At 74.8% G+C, this 16,091-nt stretch carries 16 protein-coding genes; 9 read left to right on the top strand and 7 right to left on the bottom strand.

The window, feature by feature from the left end:
• Positions 1-3: 3 nt before the first annotated feature.
• Both KBX06_RS11575 and KBX06_RS11570 read left to right on the top strand, forming a co-directional pair.
• Positions 4-1,368 (top strand): glycoside hydrolase family 6 protein, encoded by a 1,365-nt coding sequence (locus KBX06_RS11575; RefSeq protein ID WP_307854602.1) that lies wholly within the window; start codon positions 4-6, stop codon positions 1,366-1,368.
• A gap of 119 nt (positions 1,369-1,487) precedes the next feature.
• Positions 1,488-2,072: a general stress protein gene (locus KBX06_RS11570; RefSeq protein ID WP_210834479.1), complete on the top strand. Its 585-nt coding sequence runs from the start codon at positions 1,488-1,490 to the stop codon at positions 2,070-2,072.
• 87 nt (positions 2,073-2,159) lie between these two features.
• Here the strand turns inward: KBX06_RS11570 and KBX06_RS11565 are convergent, their stop codons facing one another.
• A complete protein-coding gene (locus KBX06_RS11565; protein WP_210834478.1) occupies positions 2,160-2,693 on the bottom strand; it encodes a GNAT family N-acetyltransferase in 534 nt (177 codons plus the stop codon).
• Between the two features lie 145 nt (positions 2,694-2,838).
• On the opposite strand from KBX06_RS11565, the gene KBX06_RS11560 reads away from it, so the two are divergent.
• Positions 2,839-3,321, top strand: coding sequence for a MarR family winged helix-turn-helix transcriptional regulator (locus tag KBX06_RS11560; RefSeq protein ID WP_210834477.1), 483 nt, complete (start codon positions 2,839-2,841; stop codon positions 3,319-3,321).
• Positions 3,322-3,332: 11 nt separating this feature from the next.
• On the top strand, positions 3,333-4,319 hold the full coding sequence (locus KBX06_RS11555; protein ID WP_210834476.1) for a pirin family protein: 987 nt from the start codon (positions 3,333-3,335) through the stop codon (positions 4,317-4,319).
• Positions 4,320-4,385: 66 nt separating this feature from the next.
• On the opposite strand, the gene KBX06_RS28220 is transcribed toward KBX06_RS11555, so the two are convergent.
• Entirely contained in the window at positions 4,386-4,514 is a 129-nt protein-coding gene (locus KBX06_RS28220; protein ID WP_256442366.1) for a hypothetical protein, read from the bottom strand.
• Between the two features lie 142 nt (positions 4,515-4,656).
• Between KBX06_RS28220 and KBX06_RS11550 the strand changes: the two genes are divergently transcribed.
• Positions 4,657-6,246 carry a phospholipase D-like domain-containing protein gene (locus KBX06_RS11550; protein ID WP_210834475.1) on the top strand — a complete coding sequence of 530 codons (1,590 nt, stop codon included), beginning with the start codon at positions 4,657-4,659 and terminating at the stop codon, positions 6,244-6,246.
• Between the two features lie 28 nt (positions 6,247-6,274).
• Here KBX06_RS11550 and KBX06_RS11545 read toward each other — a convergent pair whose 3' ends face one another.
• On the bottom strand, positions 6,275-7,033 hold the full coding sequence (locus KBX06_RS11545) for a hypothetical protein (protein WP_247685708.1): 759 nt from the start codon (positions 7,031-7,033) through the stop codon (positions 6,275-6,277).
• A 354-nt stretch (positions 7,034-7,387) separates the two neighbouring features.
• On the opposite strand from KBX06_RS11545, the gene KBX06_RS11540 reads away from it, so the two are divergent.
• The gene (locus KBX06_RS11540) at positions 7,388-8,215 is read left to right on the top strand and encodes a SigB/SigF/SigG family RNA polymerase sigma factor (protein WP_210834474.1); all 828 of its coding nucleotides are present in this window, start codon (positions 7,388-7,390) and stop codon (positions 8,213-8,215) included.
• Positions 8,216-8,395: 180 nt separating this feature from the next.
• On the opposite strand, the gene KBX06_RS11535 is transcribed toward KBX06_RS11540, so the two are convergent.
• From KBX06_RS11535 to KBX06_RS11525, 3 genes are read right to left on the bottom strand one after another with little or no spacing between them, the layout of a single operon-like run.
• Positions 8,396-9,013 (bottom strand): GNAT family N-acetyltransferase, encoded by a 618-nt coding sequence (locus KBX06_RS11535; protein ID WP_210834473.1) that lies wholly within the window; start codon positions 9,011-9,013, stop codon positions 8,396-8,398.
• Positions 9,010-10,536 carry an APC family permease gene (locus KBX06_RS11530; RefSeq protein ID WP_210834472.1) on the bottom strand — a complete coding sequence of 509 codons (1,527 nt, stop codon included), beginning with the start codon at positions 10,534-10,536 and terminating at the stop codon, positions 9,010-9,012. The genes KBX06_RS11535 and KBX06_RS11530 overlap by 4 nt, the downstream gene beginning before the upstream one ends.
• A 45-nt stretch (positions 10,537-10,581) precedes the next feature.
• Positions 10,582-11,208: a GPP34 family phosphoprotein gene (locus tag KBX06_RS11525; RefSeq protein WP_210834471.1), complete on the bottom strand. Its 627-nt coding sequence runs from the start codon at positions 11,206-11,208 to the stop codon at positions 10,582-10,584.
• A gap of 141 nt (positions 11,209-11,349) precedes the next feature.
• On the opposite strand from KBX06_RS11525, the gene KBX06_RS11520 reads away from it, so the two are divergent.
• From KBX06_RS11520 to hrpB, 3 genes are read left to right on the top strand one after another with little or no spacing between them, the layout of a single operon-like run.
• Positions 11,350-12,192 carry a helix-turn-helix transcriptional regulator gene (locus KBX06_RS11520; protein WP_210834470.1) on the top strand — a complete coding sequence of 281 codons (843 nt, stop codon included), beginning with the start codon at positions 11,350-11,352 and terminating at the stop codon, positions 12,190-12,192.
• A 40-nt stretch (positions 12,193-12,232) separates the two neighbouring features.
• A complete protein-coding gene (locus KBX06_RS11515) occupies positions 12,233-12,433 on the top strand; it encodes a DUF397 domain-containing protein (protein ID WP_210834469.1) in 201 nt (66 codons plus the stop codon).
• 28 nt (positions 12,434-12,461) lie between these two features.
• Positions 12,462-15,092, top strand: a complete 2,631-nt coding sequence (hrpB, locus tag KBX06_RS11510) for an ATP-dependent helicase HrpB (protein WP_210834468.1) — start codon at positions 12,462-12,464, stop codon at positions 15,090-15,092.
• 86 nt (positions 15,093-15,178) lie between these two features.
• On the opposite strand, the gene KBX06_RS11505 is transcribed toward hrpB, so the two are convergent.
• Complete coding sequence (locus KBX06_RS11505; RefSeq protein ID WP_210834467.1) at positions 15,179-15,904, bottom strand: PP2C family serine/threonine-protein phosphatase; 726 nt, start codon at positions 15,902-15,904, stop codon at positions 15,179-15,181.
• Positions 15,905-16,091: the final 187 nt, after the last annotated feature.

Genomic DNA, 16,091 nt, shown 5'->3' with positions numbered 1-16,091 from the left:
TCCGTGAGAAGCAGACCCGCACTCGTCGCGGCCGGCGCCGCCGCGGCCCTCACCGTCGCCGCCACCGTCGCCGTCGGCGTCCTGCACACTCCCGCCGCCGTCGCCGCCGACTCGGCGTTCTACGTCGACCCGGCCACGGCCGCCGCGGCCTGGGTCGCCGCCAACCCCGGCGATCCCCGGGCCGCCGTCATCTCCGAGAGGATCGCGAACGTCCCGCAGGGCCGCTGGTTCACCCGCACCAACACCTCGACCGTACGGTCCGAGGTCGACGCCCTGGTCGGGGCGGCGGCGGCCGCTGGCAAGGTGCCGATCCTGGTCGTCTACAACATCCCCAACCGCGACTGCAGCGGGGCGAGCGGCGGCGGCGCCCCCGACCACGCCACCTACCGGCAGTGGGTCGACCAGGTCGCGGCCGGACTGGCCGGACGACCGGCGACCATCGTCCTGGAACCGGACGTACTGCCGCTCATGACCAGCTGCCAGAACGGGGCCCAGCAGGCCGAGACGAGGGCCTCCATGGCGTACGCCGGCAAGAAACTCAAGACGGGCTCGGCCGCCGCGAAGGTCTACTTCGACATCGGCCACTCCGCGTGGCTCTCCCCCGGCGAGGCGGCCTCCCGGCTGCTCGGCGCGGACGTCGCCAACAGCGCGGACGGCATCTCGCTCAACGTCTCCAACTACCGGCGCACCGCCGACGAGGTCGCCTACGCCAAGGCCGTGATCGCGGCGACCGGGGTGTCCCGGCTCAGGGCGGTCGTCGACACCAGCCGCAACGGCAACGGGCCGGCCGGCTCCGAGTGGTGCGACCCGGCCGGGCGGGCCATCGGCACCCCGAGCACCACCGCCACCGGGGACTCCGCCGTCGACGCGTACCTCTGGGTGAAGCTGCCCGGCGAGGCCGACGGCTGCATCGCCCCGGCCGGCCAGTTCGTGCCGCAGCGGGCGTACGACCTGGCCGTCGCCGCCGGCCCGGCCCCCACCACCGCGCCGCCGACCACCGCGCCGCCGACCACGGCCCCGCCCACGACGCCCCCGCCGACCACTCCCCCGCCGACCGGCGGCTGCGCGGTGTCGTACACCCCGAACTCCTGGGCCGGCGGCTTCACCGCCGAACTGCGGGTGACCAACCACGGCGCCGCGCTCACCGGCTGGACCGTCACGTTCGCTCCCGGCGCGGGGGTCCGGCTGACCAACGGCTGGAACGGCGACTGGACCCAGTCGGGCGACCGGATCACCGTGCGCAACGCCACGTGGAACGCCGGCCTGCCCGCGGGCGGCACGGTCTCGATCGGCTTCCAGGGCACCTGGCCGGGCGGCACCCTGCCCACCCCGACCGGGTTCACCCTGAACGGCACCGCCTGCTCATGACCCCCACGCGCCTGGCCCGCCCCCGCGCGGGGGCGGGCCGGGCAGCGGGCACCCGCTCCGCCGGTGGCGTTACCCCGGGACGGCGGCGGGAACGCGGGTGGTCGACGAAGGAGGAGCCCATGACCACACCGTCGAGCCCGACCTCGGCATGGCGGCCCGGGATGCCGGGCGGCGACACCCTCCCGTCCGGTCCCGCCGGGCGGCCGAGCGCCCCAGGTCAGGACGGGCACGGCCCGGAGACCGGCCCGCCCACCGTCACGATCGGGTCGTACCCGGACTATCCGTCCGCCCAGCGGGTCGTCGACTACCTGGCGGACAACCGGTTCCCGGTCGAACACAGCGCCATCGTCGGCACGAACCTCACCCTCGTCGAGACCGTGCTCGGGCGGATGACGACCGGGCGGGCCGCCCTGGCGGGCGCCGGCACGGGTGCCTGGTTCGGGCTCTTCATCGGGCTGCTGTTCGGCATCTTCACGGCCGGCAACTGGGTCGCGGTGATCCTGGTCGGGCTGCTCGTCGGCGCGGTCTGGGGAGCGGTGTTCGGCGCGGTCGCGCACGCGATGACCGGCGGGCGGCGCGACTTCACCTCGGCCAGCTCCCTGCGCGCCGGCCAGTACGCGGTGATCGTGGACGCGCAGTTCGCCGAGCAGGCCCGTCAGCTCCTCGGTCGGATGCACATGACGGCCTCGCCACCCGCCCGCTGAGGTCCGTCGGGGCGCCCGCCGGCCGGGAGGCGCCCCGGGCCTCGTCGACCGGGGGCGGGCCCGCCTCGGCGTGGTCCGCCTGCCGGGTCAGCGGTCGGTGGCGAGGCGGGCGTGCAGGTGCTCGTCGTGACGCCGGCCGTCACCGTATCGGTAGGACTCACGCAGTGTGCCCTCGGCGCGGTATCCGGCCCGTTCGGCCACCCGGCAGGAGGGCCGGTTGGCCACCGCGTGGCACAGCTCGATCCGATGCAGGCCGCGCTCCGCGAACCCCCATCCCGTCAGCCGTACGACGGCCCGTGCCGCGATCCCGCGTCCGCGCGCCCCGGCCACCGTCCAGTAGCCGATCGAGGCGTCCCCGCCGTCGATCCGGTGCAGCGACACCGAGCCGAGCAGGACGCCGGGATCGGCGGGATCGGCGACCGCCAGGGAGACGTGGTCCCCGGCAGACCAGTCGGCCCGGCGGCGGACCCACCCGAGCGCGGAGTCCCGGTCGAGCGGCCCGCCCTGGGGGTTCCACAGGGCGATCGCCGGATCCCGCAGCGCGTCGAGGACCCCTGGCGCGTCCTCCTCCCGCCAGGGACGCAGCAGCAAGCCTGGGGCGGCGAGTTCGAGATGGTCCACGAGGCCGGAGTCTGGCACGCCGGGCGGCCCGGTGCCCGGATTTTCGCGGAGACACCGTTCAAAGCTGCAACACCTTTCCCCCGCCAGTCGGGAGATGACGCTCACAGGCACTAATTCAATTTTGAAGGAGTGCTACTGTCGTGGCGTGACCGAGAGCCTGGACAGGGACCGACTCGCCGCCTGGCGGGCCTACATCGAGGCCAGCCAGCGGCTCTACACGCGGTTGGAGGACGACCTGCGCGCCGACAGCGCGCTCAGCTTCGCCGACTACCACGTGCTCGTCCTGCTCTCCGAGGCGCCGGGCCAACGGCTGCGGATGGGTGAGCTGGCGAGCCGCCTGGTCTTCTCGCCGAGCCGCCTGACGTACCAGATCACCACCATGCAGCGGCGCGGCCTGGTGGCCCGGGAATCCTGTCCGGACGACCGCCGCGGCAGCGAGGCCGTGCTCACCGCCGCCGGGCTGCTGGCCCTGCGCGAGGCGGCCCCGCACCACCTGCGTTCGGTGCGCGCCCACCTGATGGACGACCTCGACGACGCCGAGGTCGCCTGCCTCACCCGGATCTTCGGGCGACTCGGTCGGCGCCTGCGCGCGCAGCGCGACGCGTCGACCGCCCACCCCCACAGCTGAGGAGTTCCCCGATGCCCGCCGTCACCGTCGACAACGTCCTCGTCCTGCCCCGCCTGCCCCGGCTCGACGAGTCCACCGCGTTCCGCCCGGTCCGCCGGCTGACCACCGCGCCCAGCGGCTACGAGGGCGAGGGCTTCCCGGTCCGTCGGGCGTTCGCCGGCGTGCCGGTGACCGAACTCGACCCGTTCATCCACCTCGACCAGATGGGCGAGGTGGACTACGCCCCGGGCGAGCCGAGAGGCACGGCCTGGCACCCGCACCGCGGCTTCGAGACCGTGACGTACATGATCGACGGGATCATGGACCACCAGGACTCGCAGGGCGGCGGCGGCACGATCACCAACGGCGACACCCAGTGGATGACGGCCGCGAGCGGGCTGCTGCACATCGAGGCGCCGCCGGAGCACCTCGTCGTGAGTGGCGGGCTGTTCCACGGCACCCAGCTCTGGGTCAACCTGCCCCGGGCGGCGAAAATGGACCCGCCCCGCTACCAGGACATCCGCGGCCGGGAGGCGGCCCTGCTGACCACGCCCGACGGCGGCGCGCTGATCCGGGTCATCGCCGGCGAGATCGCCGGGCACCGGGGGCCGGGCTCCACCCACACGCCGATCACCATCACGCACGTGACCGTGCAGCCGGGCGCGCGCGTCGACCTGCCCTGGCGGCCCGACTTCAACGCCCTGGTCTACGTGCTGGGCGGGCGGGGCACGGTGGGCACCGACGGGCGGCCGGCGCACACGGGGCAGCTCGCCGTGCACGGCCCCGGCGACGCGCTGACCTTCGCCGCCGACGCCAGCCAGGACGGCCACACCCCGACGCTGGACCTCTACGTCATGGGCGGCGAACCGATCCGGGAGCCGGTGGCGCACTACGGCCCGTTCGTGATGAACACCCGCGACGAGCTGCTCCAGGCGTTCGAGGACTTCAAGGCCGGCCGGCTCGGCGTCGTTCCCGCCGAGCGGCTGCCGCACACCGACGGCCAGGCCCCCAGGCCCTGAGGCCACGCGCGGGTGGTGGGCACTCCGGCACCGCGGGGGCGCCCACCGGCACGTCGGACTGCGGCGTCAGGAGACGGCGAATATGCCCGCCACGCCCAGGATCACCATGAGCAACACCGTCACCAGCGCACCCCGCTCGCTCTCCACCGCCTGCTCGCGGTACTCGGTCACGGAGTTCGTCTTCTCGCCGGGCATGGTGTTGCCTCCTCGGTGTCGCGTCGTGATCGGGCGGGATGCCGCGGGTCGGCCGACCGGGTCATCGGGGCGCCGGTCGGGATGCGGACCCACGGCGTGGGTCCTACGGTGAGGACGTCGTCGACCTCGGGGGGCTGGAACGGTGGCATCGCGCAACTGGTTCCTGAGCGCGGCCGAACGCGCCAACCCGGTGTCAGAGTTACCCGTTTGCACCAGCGGAAACCTCGCCGAGCCGTTGATTCACGGCGCCGCGTACTTCGACCGGCTGGTCGACGAGGTGGAGGCCCTGGAGGCCGGCGACCACCTCTTCTTCAGCGACTGGCGGGGCGACCCGGACCAGCGGCTGCGTCCGGACGGACCGACCGTGGCACAACTGCTCGCGCGCGCCGCGCAGCGGGGCGTGGTGGTCAAGGGCCTGATCTGGCGCTCACACCTCGACGTCCTGGCCTACAGCGAGGCGGAGAACCGCGACCTGAGTGAGACGGTCTCCGCCGCCGGCGGCGAGGTGCTGCTCGACCAGCGGGTCCGCCGGGGCGGCTCGCACCACCAGAAGCTGGTGGTGCTGCGGCACCTGCGGGCGCCGGAACGCGACGTCGCCTTCGCCGGCGGGATCGACCTCTGCCACAGCCGGCGCGACGACGCCGCGCACCGGGGCGACCCGCAGGCGGTGCAGATGTCCACCCGCTACGGGGACCACCCGCCCTGGCACGACGTGCAGCTCGCGGTGCGGGGGCCGGTGGTGGGGGCGTTGGACACCACCTTCCGGGAGCGGTGGGGCGACCCGATGCCGCTGGACTCGGAGAACCCCCTGGCCTACCTGCGTGACCGGCTGCGCAAGGCGGACCTGCGACCCGACCCGCTGCCGCCGCAGCCGGCCGATCCGCCGCCCTGCGGCCCGCACCACATCCAGGTGCTGCGCACCTACCCGGCGGTCCGGCCCCGCTACTCCTTCGCCCCCCACGGCGAACGCACGGTGGCGCGCGGCTACACCAAGGCGGTCCGGCGGGCCCGGCGGCTGATCTATCTCGAGGACCAGTACCTGTGGTCCACCGAGGTGGCCGACCTCTTCGCCCGGGCGCTGCGGGACAATCCCGACCTGCACCTCGTCGCGGTGGTCCCCCGCTACCCGGACGTGGACGGCCGGCTGGCGCTGCCGCCGAACACGGTCGGTCGGGAGCAGGCGCTCTCGCTCTGCGAGCGGGCGGCCCCGCAGCGGGTGCACGTCCTCGACGTGGAGAACCACGCCGGAACCCCGGTGTACGTGCACGCCAAGGTGTGTGTGGTCGACGACGTGTGGGCCAGCGTCGGCAGCGACAACTTCAACCGCCGGTCCTGGACGCACGACAGCGAGTTGTCCTGCGCGGTGCTGGACGACACCCGGGACGAGCGGACGCCGACCGACCCGGCCGGCCTCGGCGACGGCGCCCGGGTCTTCGCCCGGGAGCTGCGGTTGCGGCTGTGGCGCGAGCACCTGGACCGCGACCCCCACGGCGGCGAGGACGCCGACCTGGTCGACCCCGCCGACGCCGTGGCGGCGATCACCGCCTCCGCCGACGCGCTGCAACGGTGGCACGACACCGGACGGGTCGGTCCCCGGCCGCCGGGCCGGCTGCTGCCGCACCGGGCGCAACGGCTGCCCTGGTACACCCGGGCGTGGGCGCTGCCGGCGTACCGGCTGGTCTACGACCCGGACGGCCGGCCGCTGCGGGCCCGCCGGTCCGGCACGTGGTGAGCGCGCCCGCCCGGTGCCGGGCGGGCGTTCAGGCGGGTACGGAGAGGGCGTCGATCCTGCCGAGGGTGGGCACGGCCTCGAGGGTGCCGGTGTCCCCGGCGTGGGCGGTCAGCCCTCCGGGATAGGCGAACGAGGCGCGCGGGGAGTAGAAGCCGAACCCGATGGTCAGCGGATTCTCCGGGCGCAGCGCGTAGATCGGGTGCGCCGGCTCCAGGAACTCCAACGACTCGATCACGAACGGGTCCACCGGTTCGGCGACGTACGGGTACACGGAGCTGAGCAACCGCCCGTCGCGGGCCGTGAAGTAGCGGTGGTGGCCGCTGCTGATCGTCCCGCCCGTCTCGCCGACCTGGCAGCGGGCGCGGATCACCGGCACGCCGTCGATCTCCGTCTCGGCGACGGTCTCCCCGCCGTCGCGCGCGATGCGGGTACGGCCGGCGTGGGCGGGCGCGCCCCGGGCGGCGGCGTAGGCCCGGACCCGTTCGCTACAGGTCACGTAGTGCGTCCACCACCCACCGGGGTGGCACCCGCCCGGCGCGTCCACCCCGGTCAGCGCCACGCCGAGGTAGGTCAGCGAGTACGCGCCGAAGCCGGAGGTCTGGCTGTCGTCGTCGACCACGTACTGGTTCATGAAGACCAGCCGGTCGGGCGACGGGCGCAGCCCGGCCGGGACCAGCGCCGCGGCCGCGTCCGGGTCCGCCGGCAGCCAGCCGAAGTAGAGCGTGCGGCTGTTGACGACCAGGTGGGGAGCGGCGGGGTCGAGCACGGAACCTCCGGGGCGGGGCATGTACCCGCACGCTACGGGCCGTCCCGATGACGCAACAACGACGGAAAGCCGACATTCGACGCCGGTCGTCCGGTCCACCGTGACCGCCCGGCCGGGCGGGTGGGGCCGCCCGGATGCGACATCGTCGATGTCTGGTCGGGCCGGGCTGACCGCACGCCGACGTAGGCAGGCCCACAATCCGAGGAAGGTTTGCCTGTTTAGCCACTTTGATGGCCAGAAATTACTTAAGTACATCGTACTTTCGGCTAGATTTCGTCAGACTGATCGGGCTAAGGTGACTCCCGAACGGACATCTGAAGTTAAACCTAAGCGTCACGTCTTTTATCCGCGGACGAGGTGCAGGGAGGACCACCCATGACCGCGCCAACGATCAGCGAGCCGGCGACCACAACAGCACCCGGCACCACTGCGAAGCTCGACCCGCGTGCGCTCACCGACAGCGCCGCCGACCTGCTCAACGCGATGGCCGCGCTGCCGGCCGGCCACCCGTCCCGCGCCGCCCTGCGCGACAAGGCGATCGAGGCGTGGCTACCGCTCGCCAACCATCTCGCCCACCGCTACAGCGGTCGGGGCGAGCCCACCGACGACCTGGCCCAGACCGCCGCCGTCGGCCTGATCAAGGCGATCGACAAGTTCGACCCGTCCCGCGGTGTCGACTTCGCCGGCTACGCGATCCCCACCATCATCGGCGAGCTCAAGCGGCACTTCCGCGACCGCACCTGGGACATCCGGGTCCCGCGTCGCCTCCAGGAGCTGCGCCTGGCCATCTCCGACGCCAACAGCACGCTGCTGCAGAGCCTCGGCCGTTCGCCCACGGTCGCCGACATCGCCGCCCACCTCAAGCTCACCGAGGAAGAGGTGCTGGAAGGGCTGGAGGGCGCCCGCGCCTACAACGCGGTCTCGCTCTCCACGCCGACCGGCGACGGCGACCGCGCCACCGAGCTCGGCGACATGCTCGGCGGTGAGGACGGCGAGTTCGAGCTGGCCGAGCTGCGGGTGGCCCTCGGCCCGGCCCTGGCGACGCTCGACGAGCGCGAGCAGAAGATCCTCACGCTGCGCTTCTACGGCAACCTGACGCAGTCGCAGATCGCCGAGCAGATCGGCGTCTCGCAGATGCACGTCTCCCGGCTGCTGGCCCGCGCGCTCACCAAGCTGCGGGGGGAACTCGACGGCACGTACTAGGGGTGACAGGGAGATGGCCGGGCCGGCGGGCCCGGCCATCTCCCTGTCCGGCGTGAAGGCGCCAGCACCGCAGAACGGCGCCCGGGTCACCCTCCTCGCGGGGGCGAACCGGGCGCCGTCGCTGCGCAGCGGGTCGACCGGACACCGTCGGGCCGGGCCGGTCGGGGCGTGCGCCGTCGCTCAGGCGGGGTGCCCGGATCCCGTCGCCGGGGGTACGGGCTCGCGCCACATCGGCCAGAACGGCGTGCCGTCGGGCAGGTGGAACGGCTCGGCGACCCGGTAGCCGTGCCGCGCGTACAGGTCGCGGCCGATCTCGCTGGCCGCCTCGAGGTAGCCGGGCACGCCCCCGGCGTCCAGGACGGCGTGGTGGTGCCGCAGCAGCGCGCTGCCCAGCCCCTGCCCCTGCCGGTCCGGCGCGACGGCGAGGAACGCCAGGTGGTGGTGGTCCGGGTGCGGGTGGTGGGCCTCGAAGAGCCTGTCCAGGTGTGCGAACCGGTCGGTCCACTCCCCGCACGCCGCGGCCAGCCGGGCGTCGTAGTCCGCTGGCGGCGGGGCCGGTTCGCCCACCGAGGGGAACCAGACCGCCACCCCCGCCCGGTCCGCGGTCGCGTGCACGAGGCCGTGCCGCATCGCGTGGTCCACCAGGATCGCGAACTGGCCGGCCAGCACGGTCTGTCGCCGCGCCGCGTCGGGCACCAGCCAGCGCGGGGCGTCCAGGGCCATGAACGCCTCGGCGATCCGGCCGGCCACCAGCGACGTCTCCGCCGGCCCGAGCCGCTCGACCCGTACCCCGCTCATCGCCGCGCCGCCGTCGCAGCCGGGACGGACGCGCCGACGTGCCCGGTGGTCGGCACCGTCGCCGCCACGCTCTCCGCGCCCAGACCGATGCGGGCGTACGTGTCGGGGCGGCTGTCGCGCAGCACCAGCGCCCACAGCAGGCCGAGCAGCGCGGCGACCGGGTAGACCGCCGGAACCGCCCAGCGCAGGGGCGAGTCCGGCGCCACCCCGAGCAGATCGGCGAAGTTCGCCACCGCCAGCACGACGATGACGGCGAGGGCCACGGCGGCGAGGCCGGGGGCGAGGGCGCGACGCCACAGCGTCTCCTCCGCCCGGCTGCGGGCGAAGAACGCGATCACCGCGACCGACGTGGTGGCGATCAGCAGCAGCACCCCGAAGCCGCCGGCCGTGCCGACCCAGTAGAACAGCTGCACCACCGGATCCCAGCCGTTGAGGGCGTAGAGCACGATCACCACCAGCCCGAGCGCGCTCTGCGCGAGGGAGGCCGCCCGGGGCGACCCGGTGCGCGGGGAGGTCCGCCCGAACACGGCCGGCAGCACCCGCTCCCGGCCGAGGGCGAAGGCGTACCGGGCGGTGGTGTTGTGGAAGGAGATCATCGCGGCGAGCACCGAGGTCAGGAAGAGCGCCTGGCCGACGGCCACGGCGGTGCCCCCCAGGTGCGCCTCGGCCAGGTTGAAGATCAGTCCGATGCTCTGCTCGCCCGCCTCGGCGGCGATCCGGTCCGGCCCGACGGCGACGGTCATGCTCCACGACGACAGCGCGTAGATCCCGGCGATGATGGCGATGGAGAGATAGGTGGCCAGCCGGACCGTCCGCCGGGGGTCCTTGCTCTCCTCGCTGAACACCACGGCGGACTCGAAGCCGACGAAGCCCAGGATGGCCAGCACCAGCACCGCGCCGGCGCCGGGCACGACGAGGTTCTCCGGCGAGAGGGCGGCGAAGCTGACGTTCCCGCCGGCCGGGTGGGTCAGCTGCCCGAGGTCGAAGGCGACGATCACCACCATCTCGGCGACCAGCAGCGCCGCCAGCACCAGGCCGTTGAGGTCCACCCGGAGCAGGCCGAGCACGCCGACCGTCGCCCAGGCGATCAGCGCCACCAGCCACCACGCCGGGGCCACCCCGAAGAGGCGGCCCAGCACCGGCTCCGCGGCGGCACCGATGGTGCCGTAGAGCCCCACCTGGAGGGCGTTGTACGCGATCAGCGCCACCCAGGCGGCGCCGACGCCGGCCGGGCGGCCCAACCCCCGGGAGACGTAGGCGTAGAACGCGCCGGCGTTGGTCATCCGCCGGGCCATCGCCACGTAGCCGATGGAGAAGAGCGCCAGCACGGCGGCCACCGTCAGGAAGGCCACCGGGATGCCGAGCACCCCGACGACCCCGTAGCCGGTGGTGACGACGCCGGCCACCACGGTCAGCGGGGCGGCGGCGGAGAGGACGAAGAAGATCACCGACGGCACGCCGAGCCGGCCGCGGGCGAGGGCCTCGGAGACGTTGCTCGGTCGGCCGAGTGTTGGTGTCGACATACGCGGGACTCCGGTTCGAGGGGAAAGGGAGGGGTGGAGGGGCGGTCAGCCCGCGCCGCGCAGCACGGCGGCCCCGACCGCGGCCTCGGTGTTGGCCACGAGTTCCCGCAGTGGCGGGGGCAGCGCCGGGATGAGCACGCCCAGCCGGTGGTGCGCCCGGGGGCCGGCGCTCCACAGCACCTCGCGGCTCAGCCCGGCGGCGACGACCAGACCCAGCAGCGTCCCGTCGGGCACGCTCGGCGGTTCCGGCCGGTCGAGCAGGGCACGCAGCCGGGTGGCCGGCCAGGCCACCGCGTTGAGGTCGATCGGCAGGTAGCTGACGGTGGTACGGATCAGCCGCCGGCTCTCCTGCCGGCGCAGCACCCCCGCCCTGACCAGCCGCTCCCCCACCGAGGCGGTGGCGGTCTGCGCCAGGAAGCTCAGCCAGGTGCGCACCGGGTGCTGCTGCGTCTCGCCGACCAACTGGTCGAGCACGGTGTGCGCCAGCGCGTCCGCCGGCGGGCGGCGGTCGACCACCGTGACCAGGCCGGAGGCAACGGTGACGTGGCCCTGGAGGACCAGTTCACCGAGCAGCCCTCCGGCGAGGCCGAGGCCGGTCGCCGTCGGGTGCAGCTTCGCCTTGCCCCGACTGTCGTTGTGGGTGATCAGGAAGAACTCGTCGGCGATGAGCAACCGGTCCTCCCACGCGGGTTGTCCACAGTGATCGCAACCGGGCAAGGATGCACCGGCCGTGACTGCAACGCAACTCCCGTTTATGGAAGTTGCACTCCGTACTGGCGCGACCTGCGGATCTTGCCGTGACAGACTCGGAGGGTGACCGCGAGCCCCACCGTCCGCCGCCGCCGCATCGCCCGGGAACTCCGCCAGTTGCGCGAACGCGCGGGCATGACCCTGGACGTCGCCGCCCGGCAACTGGACATGTCCAAGAGCAACCTGTCCCGCATCGAGAACGCCCAGATCGGCATCAAGCCGCGCGACGTCCGGGCCGCGCTGGCGCTGTACGAGGTGACCGGGGCGGATGCCGAAGCGCTGATCGAGATAGCCCGCGGGGCGCAGCAGCGCGGCTGGTGGCAGAGCTACAGCGACGTGCTGCCGGAGTGGTTCGAGTTCTACGTCGGGCTGGAGGCGGAGGCGGCGACCCTACGCACGTACGAGGTCGAGGCGGTGCCCGGGTTGTTGCAGACGGAGGCGTACGCGCGGGAGGTCTTCCGGCGCACCGCGGGCGAGGACGGGATCGAGCGCAAGGTCGCCGCGCGGCTGCAACGGCAGAACGTGCTGCACCGCGACAGCCCGGTCGAGTTGTCCGTGGTGCTCAACGAGGCGGCGCTCTGCCGTCCGGTGGGCGGGGGCCCCGTGATGTCCGATCAGATGGCCCATCTCGCGAAGGCTGCTCAGTTACCGAACGTTACTCTTCAGGTACTTCCGTTCTCGGCCGGCGGGCACCCGGCGATGAACGCCCCGTACGTCGTGCTGACGTTCGCCGATGCCGCCGACGCGACCGTGGTTTACCTGGAAAACCTTACGATGGGACTGGCTCTGGAGGAGGCCGGCCAGGTGCGCGGGTATAGCCTTGTGCACGAGGAGCTGTGCCGGATGGCACTCAACCCGGAGGCGTCTCTGACGCGACTGACGGAAGCTTCTCGTCACTTTGCGTGACCGCTGACGCGGCGCGCCGGCACAGACGGGGGTACCGCCGATGACCGCGTTCGACCTCACCCGGGCCCAGTGGCGCACCAGCACCCGCAGCGTCGGCAACGGCAACTGCGTGGAGGTCGCCGCCGCCGGGGACCGGGTCGCCGTCCGCGACAGCAAGGACCGGCCCGGTCCCGTGCTGGCCTTTCCCGCGTCGGCCTGGCACGCCTTCGTCACCAACGTCGACGGGGTACGCCCCGGCTGAGCCGCGGCGGGCGGTGCGAGACTGGGCCGTGCTCTCGGACGTGCTCCTCGACCTGCCCGTACGGCCGGTGCTGCCGGAGCTGGTCGCGGCGCTGCGCGCCACCGGCGCCGGGGTGCTGGTCGCCCCGCCCGGGACCGGCAAGACGACCCTCGCCCCGCTGGCCGTGGCCGACGAGGTCGCCGGCCGCGTGCTGGTCGCCCAGCCGCGCCGGGTGGCCGCCCGCGCGGCGGCGCGCCGGATGGCCGCGCTGCTCGGCGAGCCGCTCGGCGAGCGGATCGGCTACGCCGTGCGCGGCGAGCGACGCAGCGGACCGCGCACCCGCGTCGAGGTGGTCACCACCGGGCTGCTGGTGCGGCGGCTGCACCGCGATCCCGAGCTGGCCGGTACCGGCGCCGTGCTGCTCGACGAGTGCCACGAGCGTCAGCTCGACGCCGACCTGGCGCTCGCGTTCACGGTGGAGGCCCGGGCCGCGCTGCGTCCCGACCTCTGGCTGCTGGCGATGTCGGCCACCCCCGAGGCCGACCGGTTCGCCGCGCTGCTCGGCGGCGGGGGCGCTGCCGCCCCGATCGTGCGGGCGTCCTCGGCCCTGCACCCGGTGGCCCGGATCTGGGCACCCCCGCCCCGGCCGGTGGCCGCGCCCGGGGCCGGCCCGGTCGACCGGGGCCTGCTCGACCACGTCGCGGCAACGGTCCGCCGGGCCCTGCGCGAGCGCGACGGGGACGTGCTCGTCTTCCTGCCCGGAGCCGGCGAGATCGGCGCCGTGGCCCGCCGGCTGGCCGACCTGCGCGACGCGGTCGCCGTCCTGCCGCTGCACGGCCGGCAGCGCGGCGCCGACCAGGACGCGGCGCTGCGCCCGGCCGACCGGCGGCGGGTGGTGCTCGCGACGGCCGTGGCGGAGAGCAGCCTGACCGTGCCGGGCGTACGAGTGGTGGTGGACGCCGGGCTGTCGCGGGTCGCCCGGATGGACCTGGCCCGGGGCCTGGGCGCGCTGGTCACCGTCGGTGTGTCCCGGGCGGCGGCCACCCAGCGGGCCGGCCGCGCGGGCCGGGAGGCGCCGGGGTGCGTCTACCGCTGCTGGTCGGCGGCCACCCACGAGCGGCTGGCCGCGCAGCCGGAGCCGGAGATCGCCACCGCCGACCTGACCGGCTTCGCCCTGGAGCTGGCCGCCTGGGGGTCGCCGGACGGCGCCGGGCTGGCCCTGCCCGATCCGCCGCCGGCGGCGTCGATGGCCGTCGCCCGCGACACCCTGACCACGCTCGGCGCGCTCGACGCGGACGGCCGGATCACCGACCGGGGCCGGGCGATCGCCGCGGTCGGGGCCCACCCCCGGCTGGCCCGGGCGCTGCTCGACGGAGCCGCCCGGGTGGGCGCGGACCGGGCGGCGGAGGTGGTGGCGGTGCTCGCCGACGACACCGCCGCCGGGCCGGGCGACGACCTGACCGCCGCCTGGCGCCGGCTGCGCGCGGGCGCGGACCCGGGCGCCACCGCCCGCTGGCGTGCGGAGGTACGCCGGCTGCGCGCCGCCCTGCCCGACGCCGCGCCGGCGGGGCGACCCGGCCGGGCGCCCGCGACCCACCGTGCGGCGACGGCGGAAGGGGCCGGCCGGGCGCGGCCGGACGCCGACCCGGGCCGGACCGGGGAAGCCGGCCGGACCGGGGAAGCCGGCCGGGACCGGCTGACCGACGACCTGGCCGCCGGGCTGCTGGTCGGGCTCGCCCACCCGGAGCGGCTGGCCCGGGTGCGGCGACCGGGCGGCTCGGCGTACCTGATGAGCGGCGGGACCGCGGCGGAGCTGGCGCCCGGGTCGGCGCTGGCCGGCGTCGACTGGCTGGCGGTCGCGGTGGCGGACCGTTCCCCCGGCGCGCCGACCGCCCGGGTACGGCTGGCCACCCCGCTCGACGAGGCGACCGCCCGGGAGGCGGGCGGGCCGTTGCTGCGCACCGAGCGGGAGGTCGGCTGGGCCGACGAGGACGTGGTGGCCCGGGAGGTGGTGCGGCTCGGCGCGATCGAGCTGGTCGAGCGACCGCTCACCCGGCCCGACCCGGCGCAGGTGGCGCAGGCCCTGCTGACCGGCCTGCGTCGTACCGGCCTCGGCCTGCTGACCTGGACCCCGGCGGCGCGGGCCCTGCGCGAGCGGCTGGCGTTCTGCCGGCACGCGCTCGGCGGTGACTGGCCCGACGTGGGCGACGAGGCGCTGCTCGCCGACGCGCCCGCCTGGCTGGGCCCGGAGCTGGCCCGCGCCCGCCGCCGCGCCGACCTGGCCCGCGCCGACGTGGCCGGGGCACTGCGCCGGCTGCTGCCGTGGGCGCTGGCTGCCCGGCTGGACACCGTGGCACCCGAGCGGCTCACCGTGCCGAGCGGGTCGCGGGTCCGGCTCGACTACGCCGACCCGGCGGCGCCGGTGCTCGCGGTGAAGCTCCAGGAGACCTTCGGCTGGCGCGACGCGCCCCGGATCGCCGACGCCCGGGTGCCGGTGCTGCTGCACCTGCTCTCGCCGGCCGGACGGCCGGTGGCGGTCACCGCCGACCTGGCGTCGTTCTGGCGGACCGGCTACCCGCAGGTGCGGGGCGAGCTGCGCGGACGCTACCCGCGCCACCCGTGGCCGGAGGACCCGACCACGGCCCCGCCCACCCGGCACGCCGCCCCGCGCCGCCGGTGAGCGGGCTCATGTCGTGGCCTCCCCGCGGTCGGCGACGCCACGAGGCTCCTGAGCGCCGAACCGGCTGGTTCGCTCGCGACGCTCGCTCACTCCTCCACGACGTCGGCGACGACCACCGTGACGTTGTCCGGCCCACCGGCGCGCAGCGCCAGGTCGATCAGCCGGCGGGCGCAGTCGTCGCGGTCCGGGTGCTCGGCCAGCACCTCGGCGAGGGTGTCCGGGCGGACGACGTTGGAGAGCCCGTCGCTGCACAGCAGCCAGCGGTCCCCCACCCACGGCACCATCGTCGCGTACGCCGGGGAGACCTCCTCGCCCTGCAACGCCTGGGTGACCACGGCCCGGCGGGGGTGGCTGCTGGCCTGGTCGGCGGTGATCACCCCCTGGTCGACGAGCAGTTGCACGAACGTGTCGTCCCGGGTGATCTGCTTGAGCACGCCTTCGCGGAACAGGTAGGCGCGGGAGTCGCCGACGTGGGCGAGGGCCAGGCAGGTGCCCGTACGGGCGAAGAGCAGGGCGGTCAGGGTGGTGCCCATGCCCTGCCGCTCCGGATCCTCGGCGACCGCCTGGTGGATCCGCACGGTGGCCTGCTCGATGCCGCTCTGCAGCGCCGCCACCAGCGCGTGCTCCGGGGTCTCGACGTCCAACGGAGCGACCGCCTCGATGGCGATCGCGCTGGCCAGGTCGCCGGCCGCCATCCCGCCCATGCCGTCGGCGACGGCGACGAGCCAGGTACCGGCGTGCAGGGCGTCCTGGTTCCCACTGCGGATCAGCCCACGGTCGCTCGTTCCGACGGAACGCAGCTTCAGGGTCATGGGTGGCAGCCTGCCAGGCGGAGGGCTCGGTTGTCTCTAGGAGATCGAGACCTCGGCGCGTCGCGCGGCGAATCTCACTGTCGCCGGGCCCCGTCGGGCGGTTCCGAAGCATCCAGTCGGATCGATTGACAGGTGCCGAGCGCACTGGAAGCATCGAGGCGGGCTGGGAGCGCTCCCAGCTTTTCCG

Source organism: Micromonospora sp. C31 (assembly GCF_018070575.1).
GTDB lineage: Bacteria > Actinomycetota > Actinomycetes > Mycobacteriales > Micromonosporaceae > Micromonospora.
The sequence above is the reverse complement of the archived record's forward strand: the minus strand, read 5'-3'. Positions and strand labels throughout refer to the sequence as shown.

Excerpts from the sequence above, each read along its gene's own strand:
- KBX06_RS11570 (WP_210834479.1), top strand. The coding sequence starts at position 1,488 with ATGACCACACCGTCGAGCCCGACCTCGGCATGGCGGCCCGGGATGCCG.
- KBX06_RS11555 (WP_210834476.1), top strand. The coding sequence starts at position 3,333 with ATGCCCGCCGTCACCGTCGACAACGTCCTCGTCCTGCCCCGCCTGCCC.
- KBX06_RS28220 (WP_256442366.1), bottom strand. The coding sequence starts at position 4,514 with ATGCCCGGCGAGAAGACGAACTCCGTGACCGAGTACCGCGAGCAGGCG.
- KBX06_RS11545 (WP_247685708.1), bottom strand. The coding sequence starts at position 7,033 with ATGCCCCGCCCCGGAGGTTCCGTGCTCGACCCCGCCGCTCCCCACCTG.
- KBX06_RS11540 (WP_210834474.1), top strand. The coding sequence starts at position 7,388 with ATGACCGCGCCAACGATCAGCGAGCCGGCGACCACAACAGCACCCGGC.
- KBX06_RS11535 (WP_210834473.1), bottom strand. The coding sequence starts at position 9,013 with ATGAGCGGGGTACGGGTCGAGCGGCTCGGGCCGGCGGAGACGTCGCTG.
- KBX06_RS11530 (WP_210834472.1), bottom strand. The coding sequence starts at position 10,536 with ATGTCGACACCAACACTCGGCCGACCGAGCAACGTCTCCGAGGCCCTC.
- KBX06_RS11515 (WP_210834469.1), top strand. The coding sequence starts at position 12,233 with ATGACCGCGTTCGACCTCACCCGGGCCCAGTGGCGCACCAGCACCCGC.
- KBX06_RS11505 (WP_210834467.1), bottom strand. The coding sequence starts at position 15,904 with ATGACCCTGAAGCTGCGTTCCGTCGGAACGAGCGACCGTGGGCTGATC.